This is a genomic window from Jeotgalicoccus sp. WY2, assembly GCF_018437745.1.
Classification (GTDB): Bacteria; Bacillota; Bacilli; order Staphylococcales; family Salinicoccaceae; genus Jeotgalicoccus; species Jeotgalicoccus psychrophilus.
Genome location: NZ_CP049818.1, coordinates 1443324 through 1463288, shown reverse-complemented (window position 1 = coordinate 1463288; position 19965 = coordinate 1443324). Strand labels below are relative to the sequence as shown.

General features: G+C 40.2%; 16 protein-coding genes, 6 pseudogenes and 1 riboswitch. Of the genes and pseudogenes, 10 read left to right on the top strand and 12 right to left on the bottom strand.

Annotated features, from left to right (window positions below; translation table 11 throughout):
* Positions 1 to 10: 10 nt before the first annotated feature.
* Together G4D76_RS08505 and G4D76_RS08500 are read right to left on the bottom strand one after the other, a co-directional pair.
* Positions 11 to 415, bottom strand: coding sequence for a hypothetical protein (locus tag G4D76_RS08505; protein ID WP_213809656.1), 405 nt, complete (start codon positions 413 to 415; stop codon positions 11 to 13).
* Complete coding sequence (locus G4D76_RS08500) at positions 412 to 1551, bottom strand: DUF6583 family protein (RefSeq protein ID WP_213809655.1); 1140 nt, start codon at positions 1549 to 1551, stop codon at positions 412 to 414. The genes G4D76_RS08505 and G4D76_RS08500 overlap by 4 nt, the downstream gene beginning before the upstream one ends.
* Before the next feature lie 162 nt (positions 1552 to 1713).
* On the opposite strand from G4D76_RS08500, the pseudogene G4D76_RS08495 reads away from it, so the two are divergent.
* Positions 1714 to 2497 (top strand): annotated as a pseudogene (locus tag G4D76_RS08495) (SDR family NAD(P)-dependent oxidoreductase).
* A 523-nt stretch (positions 2498 to 3020) separates the two neighbouring features.
* On the opposite strand, the gene G4D76_RS08490 reads toward G4D76_RS08495, so the two are convergent.
* Entirely contained in the window at positions 3021 to 3404 is a 384-nt protein-coding gene (locus tag G4D76_RS08490; RefSeq protein ID WP_371814453.1) for a hypothetical protein, read from the bottom strand.
* Positions 3405 to 3789: 385 nt separating this feature from the next.
* Here G4D76_RS08490 and G4D76_RS16385 point away from each other — a divergent pair.
* A pseudogene (locus G4D76_RS16385) lies at positions 3790 to 6045 on the top strand (ATP-binding cassette domain-containing protein).
* Between the two features lie 98 nt (positions 6046 to 6143).
* Positions 6144 to 7272: pseudogene (locus G4D76_RS08480) on the top strand (NADH-dependent flavin oxidoreductase).
* A 79-nt stretch (positions 7273 to 7351) separates the two neighbouring features.
* Here the strand turns inward: G4D76_RS08480 and G4D76_RS14990 are convergent.
* From G4D76_RS14990 to G4D76_RS08465, 4 genes are all read right to left on the bottom strand, one after another.
* Positions 7352 to 7555 (bottom strand): EamA family transporter, encoded by a 204-nt coding sequence (locus G4D76_RS14990; protein ID WP_250129862.1) that lies wholly within the window; start codon positions 7553 to 7555, stop codon positions 7352 to 7354.
* Positions 7546 to 8175: a DMT family transporter gene (locus G4D76_RS08475; protein WP_250129861.1), complete on the bottom strand. Its 630-nt coding sequence runs from the start codon at positions 8173 to 8175 to the stop codon at positions 7546 to 7548. The genes G4D76_RS14990 and G4D76_RS08475 overlap by 10 nt, the downstream gene beginning before the upstream one ends.
* A 104-nt stretch (positions 8176 to 8279) precedes the next feature.
* A complete protein-coding gene (locus G4D76_RS08470; RefSeq protein ID WP_213809654.1) occupies positions 8280 to 8693 on the bottom strand; it encodes a MutS-related protein in 414 nt (137 codons plus the stop codon).
* Positions 8672 to 9670, bottom strand: coding sequence for a P-loop NTPase family protein (locus G4D76_RS08465; protein WP_213809653.1), 999 nt, complete (start codon positions 9668 to 9670; stop codon positions 8672 to 8674). The genes G4D76_RS08470 and G4D76_RS08465 overlap by 22 nt, the downstream gene beginning before the upstream one ends.
* Positions 9671 to 10089: 419 nt before the next feature.
* Here G4D76_RS08465 and G4D76_RS08460 point away from each other — a divergent pair, with 419 nt between their 5' ends.
* From G4D76_RS08460 to G4D76_RS08445, 4 genes and pseudogenes are all read left to right on the top strand, one after another.
* Positions 10090 to 10824, top strand: coding sequence for a DUF554 domain-containing protein (locus G4D76_RS08460; protein ID WP_213809652.1), 735 nt, complete (start codon positions 10090 to 10092; stop codon positions 10822 to 10824).
* A 146-nt stretch (positions 10825 to 10970) separates the two neighbouring features.
* A riboswitch (SAM riboswitch) is annotated at positions 10971 to 11069 on the top strand.
* A gap of 163 nt (positions 11070 to 11232) precedes the next feature.
* Positions 11233 to 12263, top strand: a pseudogene (locus G4D76_RS08455) (methionine ABC transporter ATP-binding protein).
* Positions 12253 to 12903 carry a methionine ABC transporter permease gene (locus tag G4D76_RS08450; RefSeq protein WP_213809651.1) on the top strand — a complete coding sequence of 217 codons (651 nt, stop codon included), beginning with the start codon at positions 12253 to 12255 and terminating at the stop codon, positions 12901 to 12903. The pseudogene G4D76_RS08455 and the gene G4D76_RS08450 overlap by 11 nt, the downstream one beginning before the upstream one ends.
* Before the next feature lie 19 nt (positions 12904 to 12922).
* Entirely contained in the window at positions 12923 to 13741 is an 819-nt protein-coding gene (locus G4D76_RS08445) for a MetQ/NlpA family ABC transporter substrate-binding protein (RefSeq protein WP_213809650.1), read from the top strand.
* Between the two features lie 33 nt (positions 13742 to 13774).
* On the opposite strand, the gene G4D76_RS08440 is transcribed toward G4D76_RS08445, so the two are convergent.
* On the bottom strand, positions 13775 to 14065 hold the full coding sequence (locus G4D76_RS08440) for a hypothetical protein (RefSeq protein ID WP_213809649.1): 291 nt from the start codon (positions 14063 to 14065) through the stop codon (positions 13775 to 13777).
* Positions 14066 to 14213: 148 nt separating this feature from the next.
* Between G4D76_RS08440 and G4D76_RS08435 the strand changes: the two genes are divergently transcribed.
* The 3 genes from G4D76_RS08435 to G4D76_RS08425 all read left to right on the top strand — a co-directional run bounded on the left by G4D76_RS08435 (position 14214) and on the right by G4D76_RS08425 (position 16600).
* Entirely contained in the window at positions 14214 to 15347 is a 1134-nt protein-coding gene (locus G4D76_RS08435; protein ID WP_213809648.1) for a trans-sulfuration enzyme family protein, read from the top strand.
* A gap of 268 nt (positions 15348 to 15615) precedes the next feature.
* Complete coding sequence (locus G4D76_RS08430; protein ID WP_213809647.1) at positions 15616 to 16443, top strand: NAD(P)/FAD-dependent oxidoreductase; 828 nt, start codon at positions 15616 to 15618, stop codon at positions 16441 to 16443.
* Positions 16412 to 16600: a hypothetical protein gene (locus G4D76_RS08425; RefSeq protein WP_213809646.1), complete on the top strand. Its 189-nt coding sequence runs from the start codon at positions 16412 to 16414 to the stop codon at positions 16598 to 16600. The genes G4D76_RS08430 and G4D76_RS08425 overlap by 32 nt, the downstream gene beginning before the upstream one ends.
* Before the next feature lie 44 nt (positions 16601 to 16644).
* On the opposite strand, the gene G4D76_RS08420 is transcribed toward G4D76_RS08425, so the two are convergent.
* The 4 genes and pseudogenes from G4D76_RS08420 to G4D76_RS08400 all read right to left on the bottom strand — a co-directional run bounded on the left by G4D76_RS08420 (position 16645) and on the right by G4D76_RS08400 (position 19961).
* Positions 16645 to 17175, bottom strand: coding sequence for an ABC transporter substrate-binding protein (locus G4D76_RS08420; protein WP_213809645.1), 531 nt, complete (start codon positions 17173 to 17175; stop codon positions 16645 to 16647).
* Entirely contained in the window at positions 17106 to 17426 is a 321-nt protein-coding gene (locus G4D76_RS15980) for an ABC transporter substrate-binding protein (protein WP_213809644.1), read from the bottom strand. Before G4D76_RS15980 ends, G4D76_RS08420 begins: the two co-directional genes overlap by 70 nt.
* Positions 17401 to 18069: pseudogene (locus tag G4D76_RS16850) on the bottom strand (ABC transporter substrate-binding protein). The gene G4D76_RS15980 and the pseudogene G4D76_RS16850 overlap by 26 nt, the downstream one beginning before the upstream one ends.
* A gap of 430 nt (positions 18070 to 18499) precedes the next feature.
* Positions 18500 to 19961 (bottom strand): annotated as a pseudogene (locus tag G4D76_RS08400) (malate:quinone oxidoreductase).
* Between the last annotated feature and the right edge of the window lie 4 nt (positions 19962 to 19965).

Here is a 19965-nt window from a genome sequence, read left to right as displayed (position 1 = left end):
TCTTTTTTAATTAAAATCCTGATGGCGCACCGAAGTTTTCATTCATCCACTCTTCAAATTGCGGACTAACTTCATCGTTAAAGTACGCATCAAGTTCTTCCATGCTCATCTGGCCAATGTTTTTCTCATTATCCCCGCCAGGCACTTCAATTTCACTTACCGTCTGGCTGTCGCTTGTCAGATTCAATACGAAAGTATCTCTCGTTACACTGACACCGTCGTCAGCATACAGAGTCATATCACCGGTTGCCTGGTCTTCGTTGTACACAGAGCTGCTCTCCATGAATAATGTCAGCGGCGAGCCGGTCAATTGTTCATTAAAGTTAATATCCACATTCCAGACTTCACTGTCTTCTTCAGTTTTAACAGAGTTGATGACAAACAGATCTTCTGAATCCGCTCTTAATGTGATCACATCTTCATAACCTGATTCAGTTCATTTAAATCAGCAGTATAGCCTATTACTGATTCCATAGTCTCGTCAGAGAATGCCATATCATAATTGAAAACTGTGCTGTCTTCAGTAATTTCTGTAACACCGTCGACTGCAACCTGGCCTGTAGATCCGTCAACTGTAATTGACGTATCGAAATCACGCTGAATGATATTATCGTCACCGTCTGTCCAGACAACAGATGTTAAAACTTCAGGGAAGCCGACATCTTCTATATTCTCTGCCGCTTCTTTTAATGAGTTGTTGAACTCGGTTGCTGCGTTTTCCGCAGAAGGCGCTTCGGGGTTGCCAAGGTTTGCGGCCATCATCTGAGTTTCGATAATGTTTGCAAGCTCTTCATCTTCTGCCATCTTATTAAATAAGTCTTTTAAGAACGTGTGAATCTGTTCTTCTGTTAATGTCATGGTCAGTTTATCAGCGTTCACTGTATTATCACCGACAGTAATTTCTTCACTTCCCGACTCAAACGCATCATCCGGCAAGTTCTCTCTAATGAAAGTTGAATATTCATCAATGAAATATTCCCGCTGAGTTTCTGTCAGTGCACTGGTTTCAAAGAACATTGAGTAATCGATCTCTTCTTCACCTGTAAAAGTTGCCGGATCAAGAGTATTCAGGAACGTTGCTGCATCTGCTTCATTCACTACCATATATTCTTCAATGAATGGCAATGTAAGTCCCGCTTTTTCACCTGTGATATATGCATTTACATCTGAAATAGATAAGCCCGCTATATCTGCATTAAGCCCCATCGTACTGACTTCATTTGCCATATCCTGACCGATTGTCAGATCAATATTAGAGTTATTAATCATCTGATCTATACCCATCTCTTGGAATGAAGGTTCGTTTGTTTCTGCTGTAATGCCTAATGTTGATTCGATCGCATTTTCCTCGGCATATTCATACCAGTCAAGTTCGCTCTCAAAACGCTCTTCAAATAACTCGAAAGTACCTTCAACATCGTCCAGTTCAGCCATTAAGTAATTGTTTTTCGGGTTGTTCACCATCGTCTGAAACAAAATGTATGCCCCGACTGCCAATACTGCAATAACACCGACCGATACCCCTAAAATTGTTAAACCTTTTTTACCCATAATAAATTCTCCTTTACGGTGCGTTAATTTACTCTAATATTATATTTAGTTCATATTTTACCAATATTATGTCTAAAATGTGACGCCCGTTGGATTTTATACTTATGAGTTAAATATTGATAATATAATAAAGAAAGCAATTTACGAGAAGGATGGGATGTTATGAGACTTAAAAATAAAATCGCAGTCGTTACCGGGGGGAGTCAGGGAATAGGGCGCGGCGTCGTGCAGGTTTTTGCAGAAGAAGGGGCAAAAGTTGTCATTGCTGATATAGATGCTGAAGCAGGCGAAAACACTGTAAAAGATTTAATTGATAAAAACCTCGATGTCCGTTTTCATAAAACAGATGTCAGTAATGAAGAAGATGTTAAAAGTTTAATTGAATACACGATAAATGAATTCGGAAAATTAGATGTTTTTAAATAACGCCGCAATTAATTTCCGAAAATCTGTGCACGAAACATCGCTCGAAGAATGGAACAATTTAATGGGAATAAATTTAACAGGACCATTTCTGTGCAGCAAGTATGCTATACCTGAAATGCAGAAACAGGACACTTCATCGATTATCAACATGGTATCATGGCATGCTGAAACAACAATTACGAGGCTCGCAGCATATGCAAGTGCGAAAGGCGGACTGACAGCTTTAACACGTCAGATGGCACTCGATTACGGACAACATCAGATTCGTGTCAATGCAGTCGGACCAAGTTCTGTCGACACACCGCTTCTCCATAAAACTTTTGCAAGTCTCGAAAACCCGGAGAAATCATTTGAAGAATCATTGGCTTTCAATCCGATGGGACGCGTCGGCACAGTCGACGACATCGCTAAAGCATGTCTATTTTTAGCGTCAGATGATTCAACTTACGTCAGCGGCCAGACCATACTCGTCGACGGCGGACAAAGCAACAAAATAGCGAGACCAATAGAATTTGACTGATAAATAGGCGGGGGACTACCATGTGCGGTTGACATGGTCATTCAAACGCTTCCGAACTACCATGTGAGCTCGACATCGTCATCCAAACGCTTCCGGACTACCATGTGAGCTTGACATCGTCATCCAAACGCTGCCGGACTACCATGTGAGCTTGACATCGTCATCCAAACGCTGCCGAACTACCATGTGAGCTTGACATCGTCATCCAAACGCTTCCGGACTACCATGTGAGCTCGACATCGTCATCCAAACGCTGCCGAACTACCATGTGCGTTTGACATCGTCATCCAAACGCTGCCGAACTACCATGTGCGTTTGACATCGTAACCCAAACGCTGCCGAACTACCATGTGCGTTTGACATCGTAACCCAAACGCTGCCGAACTACCATGTGCGTTTGACATCGTCACCCAAACGTTCACGAACTACCATGTGAGCTTGACATCGTCATCCAAACTCATTTTCTCCAAGCAAATACGGCTCAAAATCCTCTGGTGAGGATTTTGAGCCGCTTCTTTATTTTTTAGGCTGATAAAGCAGTGTCTGTACGAAAAATGCAACAAAACTTAAGAGCAATGTAACACCGCCGCCGATGTAGACGATAAGTGTAACTGCAGCGCGGAAGATTGAATGACACAACATTAGTTAAGAACATTCCTAAAACCAGACCTGTCGTACCGATAATGGCAGACCAGACATGGAATTTCGATAATGCATTATATTTAACTTCAAATACTTTATAAAAAATGGACCATGAGAATAAACTTAACCATCCCACGACTAAAATATGTGCGTGAATCGGTCTTAGTGCATATGATCCTGAACCTGCCATATGTGCGCCCATTACAGAACCAATCAGCCCAAAAATCCCTGAGAATACGAGTAAAAGTTTAACTGGATTATTCATAATAACTTCCTTTCAGTGACTATTTACCTTATATTCTATAATCGCAATATGAACAGTATGAACAGGATTGATAAAATAATATATAAATAAAGCCGCGTATAACTTTCAGTTAGATACTGAGAGTTATACACGGCAGTTTAAATTAGTTTATCTTAATCCAAGGAATGATAATACAGCTAAAATAACTACAATCAACCCAATAATATAAATAATATTTCTCATTTTATTTGCCCCCTTTATTGTCTTAAAAATTACATTCCCCGAACTTACCTCCTGAAAACATTAAATTTACTTCAGACCTGTCGTTCTGATTTAATACCTCTATAACAGGGTATGGTTTAAATATGCTTACTTACAGATAAATTTATATACAGAGGTGGATTTCATGTCATATATACGCGTGCATGGTGCGAATCAAAATAACTTAAAAAATGTGAGTGTCGATATTCCAAAACATCAGCTGACTGTCTTTACCGGTCGTTCGGGTTCAGGAAAGTCTTCACTTGTGTTCAACGTCCTGGCTGCGGAGTCAGAACGTCTCTTGAATGAGACTTACTCTAGTTACATCCAGCATCAGCTGACGCAATATGAAAAACCTGATGTCGACAGAATAGAAAATCTGCCGGTCTCAATGGTTATTAACCAGAAAAACTCGGCGGCAATTCACGTTCAACAGTTGGCACAATTTCCGACATATATTCATCCGTTCGCTTATTATGGTCGCGCGTCGGCGCACCTTTTGTCGGCTATTCAAATGTCTTTTCATTTAATAACCCGAGCGGAATGTGTGAACGGTGCCAAGGACTCGGCTACGTCGAAGACATTGATTTAAATGAACTGCTCGATTTTAATAAATCACTTAATCAAGATGCAATTAAATTCCCTTCATTCAGACCGGACAGCTGGAGAGGGAAACGTTACTTATACAGCGGTTTATTTGATAATGATAAAAAATTGCAAGATTACACAGAAGAAGAAATGAATACATTTCTTTATACTAAACCCAGAAAGATTAAAAACCCGCCGGATAACTGGCCGAGAACGGCTAAGTTCGAAGGGCTGATTCATCGCTTCAGACGGTCATTTCTGCTCAATGATAACTTTGAAAAGAAACGGTTTTTAACGGACGTAGAACGCGTCGTAACCAGTCAGAAATGTCCGGACTGTGAGGGCAAACGCCTTAACGATAAAGTACTGAGCTGTAAAATTAACGGAGCGAGTATTGCCGATTTTACGGCATTATCAATCGATGATGCGATTAGCTTTTTAAAAGATCTGAATGACAAGAAAGCTAAATTTATCGTTAAACCATTACTTGAACAAATGGAAGCTCTTGCTTATATCGGTTTAAATTATTTAACGCTCAACCGCGAAACACCGACATTGTCAGGCGGAGAATCGCAGCGCATTAAGCTGATCCGTCATTTAAACAGTCCATTAACCGACTTAGTATACATTATTGATGAACCGAGTGTTGGACTCCATCCCGAAGATATAGAAAAAATTAATGAAATTATGCGTTCCATACGCGATAAAGGAAATACTGTGCTGATTGTCGAACATGATCCCGATGTAATTCATATTGCAGATCACATTATCGATATTGGCCCAGGCGCAGGTCAGCACGGGGGAGAAATTATATTTAACGGTACGTATGAGGAGTTAATGCAGACCGATACGCCGACCAGTATCGCACTTAACAGAAAACATCAGCTTAAAGAGAATCCCAGACAGTCTGAGTCATTTATATCACTTAAAATATTACTAAGAATAACTTAAAAGATATATCCGTCGATATCCCTGAAGGTCTGATATCGGTCATTACCGGTGTTGCTGGTTCAGGTAAAAGTACGCTGATTAAAACAGGTTTAGGTAAATCTTCAGATGCGATATTTATAGATCAGAAAGCAGTACAGGCGACTAACCGTTCCAACCTGCTGACTTATATGGATTTATTTGATGAAATCCGCACATTTTTCAGTAACAGACCGGCTTAAGAAAAGGCATGTTCAGTTATAACTCAGAAGGCGCATGTCCTGAATGTAACGGTAAGGGCGTTATTAAAACAGAGCTCGCCTTTATGGCCGATTTCTCACAAGTATGTGAAGTGTGTAACGGTACGCGTTATAAAAAAGAAGTACTTGAAGCGACAGTGAACGGCTATTCCATTGCGGATGTACTGGCACTGACAGTCGAAGAAGGTGTATCGTTATTTAAAAATAATGAAAAAGTTGTATCGCGTCTTAAAAATCTTGAAGCGACGGGACTGCATTATATGACGCTCGGCCAATCGCTTGATACGTTGTCAGGCGGGGAAATTCAGCGCTTAAAATTAAGCCGTTATTTAGACAGTAATGCAAAAGATAAAGTATTTATTTTCGATGAACCGACAACAGGGCTCCATGAAGATGATATCCCTGCATTATTATCGTGTTTTGAACAATTAATTGAACAGAGTAATACCGTTATTCTGATTGAACATAACCTCACGATGATGACGCACGCCGACTGGCTTGTTGACGTCGGTCCAGGTCCCGGTATGAGAGGCGGTAAAATTCTATACAGCGGTGAACCTGAAGGACTGTTAAATGTTAAAAATTCAGTGACTGCAGAACACCTTAAAAGATATACAGAAAATTAAACTATCTTGAGCAGAAATTTAGGCTGTATCAATGAACTTGGTTATTATTTAGTAATGTAATATTAGTTCACAAAAGTTTACTGGAGGATTTTATCTATATGAATAAGAAATACGAGACTCTGTTTCAAAAATTCACATTCAAAAATGGAGTTGAATTAAAAAATAAATTTGCGCTCGGACCGATGACACACATTTCTTCACACGATGATGGTATTGTTTCGGACGAAGAAATTGAGTACATGCGTACACGTTCGAAAGACGTCGGCTTGTCGATTTCTGCAGCCCAATGTAACTGGTCTTGGTAAAGCATTTCCGGGTCAGCCGTCAGTGGTCCGCGACTCAGATGTCGAAGGACTGGCACGTCTTGCAGACGCTATGAAAGAAAATGGAGCAAAAGCAATACTCCAAATTCATCACGGCGGCGTTCAGGCACTTCCAAGGTTAACACCCGGTGCTGATTCTGCAGGACCAAGCCCCATTACGATGCAGAGCTTTGATGAAACAGAACCGCATGATGCACGTGAAATTACAGAAGAAGAAATTCTTGAAACGATTGAAGCATTTGGGGAAGCAACACGCCGCGCTGCTGAAGCAGGATTTGACGGCATTGAAATTCACGGTGCCAACCATTATATTATTCATCAGTTCGTTTCACCGTATTTCAACAGACGTAGTGACAAATGGGGCGAAGACCGTTTCCTCTTCGCTATGGAAGTCGTCGATGCAGTTACGAAGGCAAAAGAGCAGTATGCTGAAGATGATTTTATTATCGGCTACCGTTTCTCACCAGAAGAAGCAGAGACTCCCGGGATTCGTATGGAAACTACAGAGGAACTGCTCAGCATGCTTGTTGAAAAGCCGATCGATTACCTGCACGCTTCATTAAGCCAAGTTCACTCTAAAACACGTGAAGGAAAATATGCCGGTTCAGAGCGTATCGAGCTGCTTCACAAATGGATAGATGGACGCATGCCGCTCATCGGTATCGGTTCTGTATTTACTGCAGATCAGGCACTCCGCGCTATTGAAGAGGACAATATGGAAATAATTGCTCTAGGCAGAGTACTGCTGCTGGATTATAACTTCATCAGCAAAATCGAAGAAGGCAGAGAAGATGAGATTTTCAAATACTTTGATGCTGAAAGAGAAGATAAATACGAACTGCCGGAACTGTTATGGAAACAGCTTGATAACGGTGCTTACTCAATGCCAAAAAAAGAGAAATAGAGAAAAAATGCTCTGGACAATATAATGTCCGGAGCATTTTTATAAATTTTTCCGTCTATTTCTCTGACTAAATATAAATTCAATATCCTGTCCCAAACAGCACGCCAATCACTACAAATATAAAACCGATTACCTGCGAAGCAGTAATCATTTCATTTAAGAAAATCACTGAAAAAACAACGCCGAAGAATGGGACAAAGTTATTGAATATAACAGTTTGTCCGGCACCGATCTGCTGTATTGCCGAGTTGTATATTATATAGCCGAACCCTGTTACGACCATACCGGAAAAATAAATAACACATAAATAAAAGGACTGGCCGTAAACATCTGGCTGAAACTTCCCGGCTCAATAATAAAGCTGAGAATAACCAGACCAATAGAACCGGTTAAAAACATCATTGTCGTAATTTGTTTTGAATCGATAGTTGCGGTCGCTTTTTTTATAAAGATAAAACTGATTGCCTGCACAAGCATTGATGTAAATATTAATACTTCGCCTAACGAAAAATGAAAACTTGTAAAAGATTCTCCTTGAATGAAAAATACACCGATCAATGCCAGAAAAATACCGAGGAGACGTGCACCTGTCAGCTTCTCACCGAGAAAAAATATCGCCAGTATAACGGTCGTGAGCGGCACAAGTGCCAGTATTAATGCTGCACTGGATGCATCGATCATCGTCAGTGATATTGCCAGCAATGAATGGTGAAGCACAACGCCAAATAATGTTCCTAGCAGAGTATAAATCCATTCCTGTTTAGTCATCCGGCGGAAAGAACGTGTCAGTATTAAAATACATAACGTCGTTACACCGGCAATCATTACACGGAAAGCCGTCATCGTCGCAGGAGGTAATTCAGTAACCAGAAGTTTAAGAATAACAATATTTAAACCCCACAAACCATGATGATAAACACTAATAGATAAATGAGCATATTTTTATTTTGCTTCATTTTACATCCCCATTCTATTTATAGTATCCCTTCTGCTGAATCAGTTATTACTCACTTTTCCTCTCGCTTCCTGATATACCGCTTCAGGAATTCATATAATCTCAATAACTCAATCGCATTTGAACTGGTTGCAATTCCGTCTTTAATTTTATAATCAAAATTAATATCATCACCAGCCAGCTCTTCGCTGAAATGGTAAAAATCAAATTCTCCATCCAGTAACTCTGTCAGCTCCATATCGTGTGTTGCTGCGATTAAGCAGACATTTTCTTTTTCATGCAGATATCTTAAAAATGACTCTCCTGCAGCCAGCCGTTCAATCGTATTTGTGCCTTTGAATATCTCATCAATAATACAGTAAACAGTACCGTCAAAATCTTCAATTTCGTCGACAATCCGCTTCAGTGATTTTACTTCGCTGATAAAGTAACTGTCGCCTTCGATTACACTGTCGGTAATTTCCATCGACGATATGACTTTCCCGGAGTATATTTAAATAGTGTGCTGGTGGATGTGTTTAATGCATTACTGATAATTACATTGATACCCAGTGCTTTCATAAATGTTGATTTGCCTGCTGCATTGGAACCAGATAATAAAATATCATTATTAAAATTAAGTTCATTATCAACAGCATCTGCAACGAGCGGATGATACAGTCCCTCGGTTTGTATATATGAAGATATTTCTGTTACGGGCACTGTATAATAGGGCAGCGTTTCTCTCCACATGGCGAGGCTGTAGTGCAGATCGAGCGAAGCAGTGTAACGCCATCCTTCTTTATATAACTCATGGTTCTTATTCAGTGTCCGGTTAGCAGTGTGATAAAGATGATAGTCTATTAAAAACATTAATTTAAAAGCATTAAACATCTGAACACCAGCATTCAACTCTCCTGCACTGTCATCAGTAACAAACAAAGGACCCATTAAGGCCAGTCTTTTCAGACCTTTGCTGTTGAATTTTGAATTCAGTTTTCCGGCAGTGACAATAATATTAATCGCATAAAAAATATCCGCGTAGTCCAAACCCGTTGAACCTTTATGCTTCTGTGATAAATATGCATTTATGCCAAAGCCCGCCAGTATAGTTAATAATGATAAAAACGGATTAATTAAAAATAGAAACACACCGATAATCGGCATCAATGAAAATAGTATAAACAACGGATTATACTTCTTCACCGGCATAAATTCATACATGAACTTACTCGTGTTTGAGTTTACGGACCTCCCGAGTTTAGCCAGCCGGTATGATATCTCTTCCCGGAAACCCCGATTATTTTTGATTTTATGTAATAAATCTTCAGCTATAACATGATTTTCTGATGAGTTTCTGAGCACTGCATATAAATTTTCAGTGCCTATCGTTGTAAATGTATAGTTTATTTTGTCCATCAGCTTGCTGAGATCCAGGTCATTCCACGTTTCATCATCCACCACGTTCCTGTCATCCGTGTGCTCCTGTTCCATAATATTAACGAAGTAGTTATAGTAATGAACGTAGTATTCAGGCTTTGTTTTTAACCTGACACGTCTGTCCCATAATGTTTTAGTATCTTTTTTCAGTTTAAAGTACTCAAATATTTTTATAATCAGTGAATCACAATTAAAATCATAACAACGATAAAAATATACAGCGTCTGTATGATAATCACCTTCCTCTTAGATGTGCAATTCTTTACTGATAATTTTATCATTAATACGAAAATATACTACAAAAGTAAAGCTTTATGTAATGTTATTAATTAAATACAATATTTATAAACTATCCAACTATTCCGGATAGTTGATTTAATATATCACCCCCGTCACCGTTATGATATTTAGTTTAGATATTTATAGAGACGAGGGGATTTTGCATGGCGCTGTTTGGTACTATTGTAGATGCTTTAGCTATTATTTTAGGCAGCATCATCGGTCTTTTTTGGAAAAATATAAATGAAAATATGAAAGTTACTATACTCCAGGCATTATCAATTACCATACTGGTTATCGGTATAGATATGGCACTGGAAGCCAACAGTATACTTATTGTAGTCGTTGCCAGTCTCGCTCTCGGTTCCATGCTCGGTGAAAAATGGGATATTGAAGATAAAATGAATCACTTCGGTATCTGGCTCGAAACAAAAACAGGCGCTACTGAAGGCGGTGCTGCAGCGGCTTTTGTCACTGCAACATTAGTCTATGTCGTCGGCGCAGTCAGCATCATCGGTGCCTTGGACAGCGGACTCCGCAATGATCATACCGTACTCCTAACAAAAGCGTTAATTGATGGGGTACTCGCTATTTTCCTGACGTCCACTATGGGCATCGGAATTATGTTCTCGGCCATTTCCGTATTTCTGTTCCAGGGAATTATTGCATTGTCAGCATCTCAAATTATCCGCTTTGTACAACCTGATTTGATGGAAGAGATTATTGTTGCTATCACAGGCACAGGCGGTATTATGATTATTGCGATCGGTATAAGACTGCTCGGACTGTTGAATATAAGAGTAGCGAATATGCTGCCTGCGATACTGTTTGCAGTGCTGTTTGTAACGATTCAATATTACTGGGATACAATCAGCTTATTCTTTGTACAAATGTTCTAGTTTCAAAAGAAATAAGTACTTATGGGAGATAAACAGTATTAAGCAATGTATTTCTAGCTCTCGTGAAATTAATTTCAATTTCCTTATTGACTTTAATACCACTCTGCAATATAGTTAGTTTAAATTAAATAATCAAATAACTTACTTTCTTATCAAGAGAGATGGAGGGACTGGCCCTATGAAATCTCGGCAACAGACATTATGTACTGTGCCAAATCCTGTAGCAGCACGCTAAAAGATGAGAAGAGCGAATATACATTGGCCTCTTCTTATATTTTAAGGAGAGGTTATTTTCTTTTTACAAAGAATGTATATCTGGTTTTTAAAAAAACACCGGTCATATACTGGTGTATTTTTATTACATTTTTTAATTCCTACTATTTAGCTATGTTTAAGGAGCGTTTTTTAATGATTGAGTTTATCGATGTAGACAAAACGTATGACGGCACCGATGCACCGATTCATGCATTGGATGATATTAATTTCAAAGTCGGCACTGGAGAAATTTACGGTGTGGTCGGATACAGCGGGGCAGGAAAAAGTACGCTGATTCGCTGCGTCAATCAGCTGGAGAGCGTGTCGGCTGGACAGGTTATCGTAGATGGTAAAGATTTAACAGCACTGACAGCTCCCGAACTGAGAGTGACGAAAAAACGTATCGGCATGATTTTCCAGCATTTTAATCTGTTAAATTCAAAAACATATATACGAACGTAGCGATGCCGCTGATTTTGAATAAGACACCTAAAAATGACATTAAAAAACGTGTCGCCGAGTTACTCGAATTCGTCGGTTTGTCTGATAAAGCTTCACAGTATCCCGACCAGCTGTCGGGCGGACAGAAGCAGCGTGTCGGCATTGCCCGTGCACTTGCAACCAATCCGTCAATTCTGCTCTGTGACGAAGCAACATCTGCTCTCGATCCAGAGACGACTGAATCCATACTTGAACTTTTAAGAAAGATTAATAAGGAGTACAACATTACAATTTTACTGATTACACATGAGATGTCCGTTATCCGTGATGTCTGCCATAAAGTCGCAGTGATGGAAAACGGCAAAATTATTGAACGCGGTTCTGTCTTCGATGTATTCTCTAATCCTAAAACAGAAACCGGCAGACGGTTTGTTAACACAGTCATGCAGACAGAACTGCCAGCCTATGTCCGGGAGCTGATTCAGGAACGGGACAACGATCAATTTATTTACAGAATAAACTTTATCAATAAGCTTGCAGTGAAACCGTACTTATCACAAATCAGCAAGCTGTATGATCTGGATGTGAATGTGCTGTTTGGCAATATTACTGAACTGCAGGGCGTGCCGTTCGGCAATTTAATCGTTCAGTTCGACGGTTCAGCAGAAGAGCTCAAAAAAGCATTGCTTTATTTAAAAGAAAACGATGTATATTACAGCGAGGTGAATACATATGCTGGTTAGCTGGAGCACTATATTAGAAGCGTTTTTAGAAACGGTTCAGATGGTGAGCATTTCATTTATTTTTTCTATCATACTTGGACTGCCACTCGGTATTCTATTATACGTGACAAGACCTGGTCAGATTTTAGAAAATAAAATTATTTTCACAGTGCTGAATGCTGTAATCAATATCTTTAGATCACTGCCGTTTATCATCCTGCTTGTTGCGATAATACCGGTCACAAAACTAATCGTCGGGACATCAATCGGAACGGAAGCTGCTATTGTACCCATGGTATTCTTTGCCGGACCGTATATTGCAAGACTCGTAGAGAGTTCACTCCTTGAAGTAGATGAAGGCGTGCTGGAGGCAGCGGACGCTATGGGTGCAACACCAATGCAGACAATAATTAAATTCGTGCTGCCGGAAGCATTCGGCTCTCTGATAGTGAATTTCACAATTTCCATTATCGGCTTAGTCGGTGCATCTGCGATGGCCGGCACGGTCGGCGGCGGCGGTATCGGTGATTTAGCGATAACATACGGCTATCAGAGATTCGATACAGTCACAATGCTGATTACAGTCATCATCCTGATAATTATGGTTCAAGGCCTTCAGTCAGCTGGTAATAAGTTTGCAAGAGTTGTAAGAAGAAAATAACAATTGGAGGAAATATATTATGAAAAAAGTTTTTTTATTAACGAGTTTACTTTTAGTCGGAATCGTTCTTTCAGCATGTGGTGACAGCGGTAAAGAAAAAGTCAGTATCGGCATCAGCGGAACTGATACAGTAGTATGGGATTATGTTGCAGAAAAAGCTGCAGAAGAAGATATTGAAATAGAAATTGTTACATTTAACGATTATGTTCAGCCGAATACGGCGCTTGCAGACGGTGAAATAGATCTAAATGCATTCCAGACTGTCGCGTATTTCGATGAATTTATCGAAGATAGAGATTTAGATTTAGTACCTATTGCAACGACGAACCTTGCACCGATGGGTATTTACTCAGATTCATTGACAGATGCCACTGATATTCCAGACGGCGGTACAATCGCATTGCCGAATGACGTGTCTAATCAGGGACGTGCATTAATGCTGCTGGAAGATGCCGGTCTGATTACACTTGTTGAAGATTATAACGGGTTAGGCTCAATCGAAAATGCAGTCGTTGAGAATCCGAATGATTATCAATTTGAAGAAGTGGCACCGGCACAAATTCCACGTGCCTTAGGTGATGTGGATCTCGGCGTGATTAATAATGGTATTGCAAAAGATGCAAACCTTCATCCGATTAAGGATTCCATTTTCCGTGAAGACGACACAGCAGTTGATTATGTGAATATTATCGCTTCAAATGCTGAGGATGCAAATAATGAAACGTACAACAGAATTGCTGACCTTTACCAGGAAGCAGATACTGCAGAGTTCATCGAAGAAGAATACGACGGTGCATTAATTCCGACAGTACTTGAATTAAGCGAAATTGGCTGGTAAATAATAAAGCTCCCTTAGCGGGAGCTTTTACTTTTATAACGATTCGATAAACTGCTCTTCCTTTTCACTCTGCGGATTAAACGTTATATCTTCACTGATATTCTGTTTCATAAAAGACGTATACATCTGCTTAGCTACAGGCTCATTGAAGTCTTCTTTAAAATCAAAATGCACATCGATTTCATTATCCAGCTCACTGTCTATACCTGCGAGATAGGCAATAATTCCTTCTTCTGTGCACAGCGTTAAATACTTAACATTTTCAAGCTGCAGCTGCTGTTCAAAATCAGGAATTGCTGCCGGTTCGATATTTTTAATTTCCATCAAAAAACTCCTTCCGGTGTTTTTAATCAATTACCCTTTTTCACGAGAAACAATCGTCTGTTTTCATAGTAAATTTATCTGAATTTATAGATAATTACAAAAGTCATCTGTATACTGTTTATATAAACTTTAAAAAAGAGGGATATATATGCGTTTTGAAACGAAAGCAATTCATGCTGGCAGACAGGTTGATCCGGTCACTGGTGCGGTTACAACACCGCTTCATTTGTCTACTACTTACGAACGGTCTGCAGATGGTTCTTACACTGACGACTTTATGTACAGCCGCGGAGATAATCCAAACCGACGTTCTTTGGAGGAATGTCTGACAGCACTTGAAGAAGGCTATGATTCTGTGACTTTTGCATCCGGCATGGCCGCTATTTCATCAGTGATTGAATCACTGCCGCAGGATATGCCTCAGCGTATTATTTTACCGGATGATATGTATTTCGGTGTATTGACTTTACTTAATGAAACGGATATCGGCAGAAGGTTTGATATCGTCACTGCAGACATGAGTAATTTAGAGGATTTAAAAGCAGCAGTTAAAAGTGAACCAACTGGCTTAATCTGGATTGAGACACCGTCAAATCCTCAGATTAAAATCATCGATATTGCTGCGGTTGTTAGTATTGCAAAAGAGGCAGGTGCAGTAACTGTTGTCGATAATACAACAGCTACACCTATGCTACAAAACCCGCTGGCGCTCGGCGCTGATTTTTCACTGCATTCGGTCACTAAATATATCGGGGGTCACAGCGATTTGCTGCTCGGTGCGGTAGTTGCGAAAGAAGACAGTCCAATGCTTCAAAACTTAAGAACATGGCAGCATGCGAAAGGTGCCGTGCCGTCATCGTTCGACTGCTGGCTGGCCCTCCGCGGTGTTCAGACTCTATCGGCAAGAATGTCAGTCCACTGCTCCAGCACTAAAACCATCGCTGACTTTTTAAATCAGCATGACAAAGTTGAAACAGTGTATCACCCGGGCCTTCCTGAGCACCCCGGACACGATATTGCAGCATCACAAATGAGTGATTTTGGCGGACTAATGTCGTTTAAAGTTAAAGGAAAGGCTGAAGCTGCACTAAAAGTAGCCAATACGGTTAAAATCTTTACACAAGCAACGAGTCTCGGCGGCACCCACAGCTATATCGAGCATCGCGCTTCAGTGGAAAAAGAATTAACTAAAGCGCCGGATACACTGCTCCGCTTATCTGTCGGTCTCGAAAACGTTCAGGATCTGCAGGAAGATCTTGAACAGGCACTCGCTCAAATATAAATCATAAGAATAAATTATAATATGACTAACCTCTGTGTAAACGGGAATATTCCCAGTAACACGGAGGTGTTCTTATGAAACAGCATTATAAATTAGTTATTCTTGGCGGAGGGACTGGCGGTATATCGACTGCCAGCCGGATACTTTCCAAAAAGAAAGATTAAAAGATGATGTCTTAATTATAGAACCCGATGATTATCATTATTTCCAGCCTGCATGGCCGTTAGTCGGAAGCGGTGACGAAAAACTGGATTCCACAAGAAAACCGATGAAAAAAGTGATACCAAAAGGAGCCAGATGGCTTAAGTCATCTGTTAAACATATCGATCCCGTAAAACGGGAAGTGACAGCTGACGATACAGTCATCAGCTATGACTTTCTAATCGTTGCACTTGGTATTGAACTTAATTATGATGCGATTAAAGGCGCTAAAGAAGCTATTGGCAAAAACGGTGTGTGTACAAACTATTTATATGATTTTGTCGAATACACTTATGAGTCTCTGAAAAATACAAAATCCGGCAACATCGTAACGAAGCCGCAGTCAAAAATTAAAGGCGGCGTGTCAGCGGAAAACTCGCTGTTTACGATGGATGATTTTGTAAAACAGCATGACCGTAACGTCGATATAATGTTCAGAAGCGGACGTGAAGAACTGTTTGAAGTAAAGAAATATAACGACAGCCTCATCAATCAGATGGAAGAGAAGCATATCGACTACAAGCTGAATGAAGAACTGATTGAAGTCAAAGGCAAAGAGAAGCAGGCAGTATTCAAAAATAACAAAACTGGCGACACACATACTCTGTCTTTTGAAATGCTTGTCGTCACACCGCCGATGCACGGACCGTCAATTTTAAAAAGCTCAGGCCTGCTCGATGAAGAAGGCTGGGTGGACGTCGATAAACACACGATGATGCACAAACAATATACAACGGTATTTTCTCTCGGTGATTCATCCAGTCTGCCGACAGTAAAAATGGGCGCTGCTGTCAGAAAACAGCTGCCGGTGCTGGTCGATAATCTAATTGAACGTATGAATGATCAGGAACCCAGTCATAAGTATGATGGCAGAACGCCAGCCCATCGCAACTGAATACGGGGAACTTATTCTCGCTGAATTCGGCTATGACAGAGTGCCGACAGAAACAACTTTTCTGAATCAGGCTGATGATAAGAAGATTTTTTATCAGTTTAAAAAGAATATGCTGCCGATTATGTACTGGTATGCACTGCTGAATGGTAAATCATAGCACCATAGAAAAAGACGTTATCATTTAACGATAACGTCTTTTTACTATTTAAAACTAAGGTTTTCAAGCCTGATATAGCCTGCCGCATCGAGTTCAACACCTTCAAGCTGAGCAGTATTATAAGCAAGGCTCATATTGGGATGAACCAGAGGTGCATACGGTACATCTTCACGGAGCATATTATGAATATTTGTATACTCTGAAAGTCTATCCGTATCTTCTGTTGCACTTCTCGCACTTTCGAGTGCCGCATCAACATCCTCATTCGTGTAGAACGCTCTGTTACCTCCAAAACCTCTGTTAGAACTTAGAGTCAGCGCTGACAGCAGGTAATCCGCATCACCGGTAGATGCTGTAAAACTGAGCAGGAACATATCATGCTGTCCTTCGCCTAAACGTTCCATAAATGTTGCCATTTCAAATTGTTCGATTGTGATATTGATATTTAACTCTTTAAGCTGCTCCTGGATATACACTGCAGAATCGACTAAATCCTGACTGTCATTTACCCAGATCGTGGCATCAAATCCATCAGCATAAGTGGATTCAGCAAGAATCGCCTGTGCTTGCTCCATATCCTGGCGACTTCTGGTAATTCTTCATCGTGTCCAAATACGCTGGCAGACACCAGGCTGTTCGGAATCGCAGCCTGTCCGTTATAGATACCTTCCTTTAACTCTTCTCTGTCGAGTGCAAAATCGATAGCCTGACGCACTTTAACATCATCAAAAGGTTCCTGTTCCGTATTGAAGCCAAGGTAATTCGTTCTTAATGATTCCGCTTCAACAAATTCAGTACTGTCACTGTTTTGGACTCTGTCCATCATCGCCATATCGACTGGGCGTAGTAATGTTTATCCCGCCGGATTCAAGTTCCGCCATCATCGAACCGGATTCAGGAATAATAACAAATGTCAGATTATCAATATTGCTTTCTCCCGCGAAATCTTCAAAGCGTTCAAACTCTATATTCTGTCCAGGAGCTCGCGCTTTAAATTTAACGTAGTTTGTACCATCAGGATTCTCTGAAAGATAAGTGCTTGTATGCTCGGCAATCTGTTCTGATATCTTTGTAAACTCCTCACCGCCGGCATCTCTCAGTTCATAATAATCTTCTGCAGTCATATCGAGCTCAGCCTGATCAATAGCATTTTGATAATCAGCATAAATGCTTTACTTTATCATAATACTCCCAGCTGTGTGCGCTAAATTATCCGGCAGCGGAGCGAACGGGGCTGTAGTAATATTTAGTTCATAGTCATTAACCACTTCAATGTCTTCAATCATGTCAAAAAGGAAGACAGTAGGAGCACTGACACTTGGATCCAGCACACGTTCAAGTGATGCCTTTACATCTTGCGCGCTAAACTCAGAGCCATTATGAAAGGTCACCCCTTCAGCTAATTTAAAGTTCCATGTTGTGTCATCCACCTGCTCCCACTCCGAGGCGAGACCCGGTTTATGAGACATATCAATTTCACGTGCAACAAGTGTCTGATAGAGATGACGCCTGATTTGAATTGCGTTGACATCATTTGTTCCATGAGGATCAATAGTCGATAAATCTGGTCAAAGCCGACAACAACATCACCTGTATTCGCATTCTCCGCATTTTTATCCTCGCTGATATCAGCAGCATCATCATTCGAAACATGCCGCCGTAACCGACAGCAAGGCAATCGCAAACAATAAAAATAACTTTCTAAGCATAGCAGTACCCCCAATATTATTTAGTGTTATATCTCTTTTAAAATAGTTAGAATATTTAAAATTATATAATGAAAAAGTTATAATAGCTATTTATATTTTCGAGAGATTAAATAAGGGGAATGAACGATATTCTTTGGCTCACTAACTCATCTCATTAAAAAAAACGGGACAAAATTGTCCGGTTCCGATTTTATTTAAGCTCCAGATTGTCTGCAGTCATTTTTCTAATATCATACAGCAAATCGCTATTTTCAATTAACGACTGACCGTATGAAGGTATCATTTCTTTAATTTCGTATCCCATTTGTCTCTATATTCAGAAGCTTTGTTTGAATACTTCAAGCGCTACTGAAACGATACGGAAGCACCTGGTGATTCACCGAGCAGTGCAATTACAGAGTTATCTTCAGAGCTTACGACTTCCGTTCCAAACTGAATAAAGCCTTTGCCGTGTACCTCTGTATCTTTAATGACCTGTACCCGTTTACCTGCGATATGAATATCCCAGTCTTCACTTTTGCATCAGGCACAAATTTTCTGAGCTCTTTCATTCTGTCAGCTTTACGCATCATAACTTGCTGGATTGAATATTTCACCAGCGGTAAATTTTTAATTCCTGCTGAAACAAGCGTTAAGAGATTGTCTGTCTTGATTGATTTGAACAAATCCATATTCGAACCGTATTTTAAAAATTTCGGCCCGATTGCAGCAAATGGTCCAAACAATAAACTTCCTGTCCTTGAATGTAGCGCCTTGTGAGGGGTACCGTCATCGGGGTGTACCGTATGGTTCTTTGCCGTAAACTTTAGCATTATGACGTCCGACGACTTCAGGGTTGTTGCATACTAAAAACGCACCGCTGATCGGGAAGCCCCCAAGATGTTTGCTTTCTGGGATTTTCGTTTTCTGCAGCAGCGGAATTGCATGTCCGCCGGCACCAATGAAAATGTAATCTGCAGTATGATACTCTATTTTATCATCTTCAATATTGAGGATTTTAACTTCCCATTATTATTTTCAAGCTGTCTGAAATCTAACACTTCATGACGGTAATAAACGGAAGCATTATTATGACCTTCAATATTTCTTGCCAATTTACGTGTTAATTCACCGAAGTTAATTACGTCGGTACCATCATCGATTTTACTTGCAGCAACTGGTTCGTTTGACGTTCGTCCGTTCATCATAAAGGAATCCATTCTTTAATCCTATTGTTATCTTCTGTATATTCCATGTCGTGGAACATAGGATGCGGCACCAGCGCTTCATAACGCCGCTTCAGGAAATCTACATTGCCTGTACCCATAACAAAACTGATGTGCGGAAGCGGACGGATAAACTCCTCCGGATTCTTTATATGATTGTTTCTGACTAAATAAGACCAGAACTGTTTAGAAATTTCGAATTGCTCATTGATTGATTTGTTCTCAATATCTATCGAACCGTCTTTTTGCTCTACATAAGTTCAATTCACATAACGCAGCATGTCCGTTCTGCATTATTTGTTCATGCGAACTTTCATTTCCTGAAACATCCAGCCGTTCAAACAGTTTAATATTCCATCCGGGTTCTAAATTCTTCAAAAAGGAGCCGAGTGTTGTACTCATAATTCCTGCACCGATTAATATGTTTTTAGAAGAGTTATTGTCCATGTTT

Bases quoted from the DNA above. Each gene is read 5' to 3' on its own strand.
- G4D76_RS08445 (WP_213809650.1), top strand. From the start codon at position 12,923: ATGAAAAAAGTTTTTTTATTAACGAGTTTACTTTTAGTCGGAATCGTT.
- G4D76_RS15980 (WP_213809644.1), bottom strand. From the start codon at position 17,426: ATGATGGACAGAGTCCAAAACAGTGACAGTACTGAATTTGTTGAAGCG.
- G4D76_RS14990 (WP_250129862.1), bottom strand. From the start codon at position 7,555: ATGGTCGTAACAGGGTTCGGCTATATAATATACAACTCGGCAATACAG.
- G4D76_RS08440 (WP_213809649.1), bottom strand. From the start codon at position 14,065: ATGGAAATTAAAAATATCGAACCGGCAGCAATTCCTGATTTTGAACAG.
- G4D76_RS08430 (WP_213809647.1), top strand. From the start codon at position 15,616: ATGAAAAAAGTGATACCAAAAGGAGCCAGATGGCTTAAGTCATCTGTT.
- G4D76_RS08425 (WP_213809646.1), top strand. From the start codon at position 16,412: ATGATGGCAGAACGCCAGCCCATCGCAACTGAATACGGGGAACTTATT.
- G4D76_RS08435 (WP_213809648.1), top strand. From the start codon at position 14,214: ATGCGTTTTGAAACGAAAGCAATTCATGCTGGCAGACAGGTTGATCCG.
- G4D76_RS08470 (WP_213809654.1), bottom strand. From the start codon at position 8,693: ATGGAAATTACCGACAGTGTAATCGAAGGCGACAGTTACTTTATCAGC.
- G4D76_RS08490 (WP_371814453.1), bottom strand. From the start codon at position 3,404: ATGAATAATCCAGTTAAACTTTTACTCGTATTCTCAGGGATTTTTGGG.
- G4D76_RS08500 (WP_213809655.1), bottom strand. From the start codon at position 1,551: ATGGGTAAAAAAGGTTTAACAATTTTAGGGGTATCGGTCGGTGTTATT.
- G4D76_RS08450 (WP_213809651.1), top strand. From the start codon at position 12,253: ATGCTGGTTAGCTGGAGCACTATATTAGAAGCGTTTTTAGAAACGGTT.
- G4D76_RS08460 (WP_213809652.1), top strand. From the start codon at position 10,090: ATGGCGCTGTTTGGTACTATTGTAGATGCTTTAGCTATTATTTTAGGC.
- G4D76_RS08420 (WP_213809645.1), bottom strand. From the start codon at position 17,175: ATGGAGCAAGCACAGGCGATTCTTGCTGAATCCACTTATGCTGATGGA.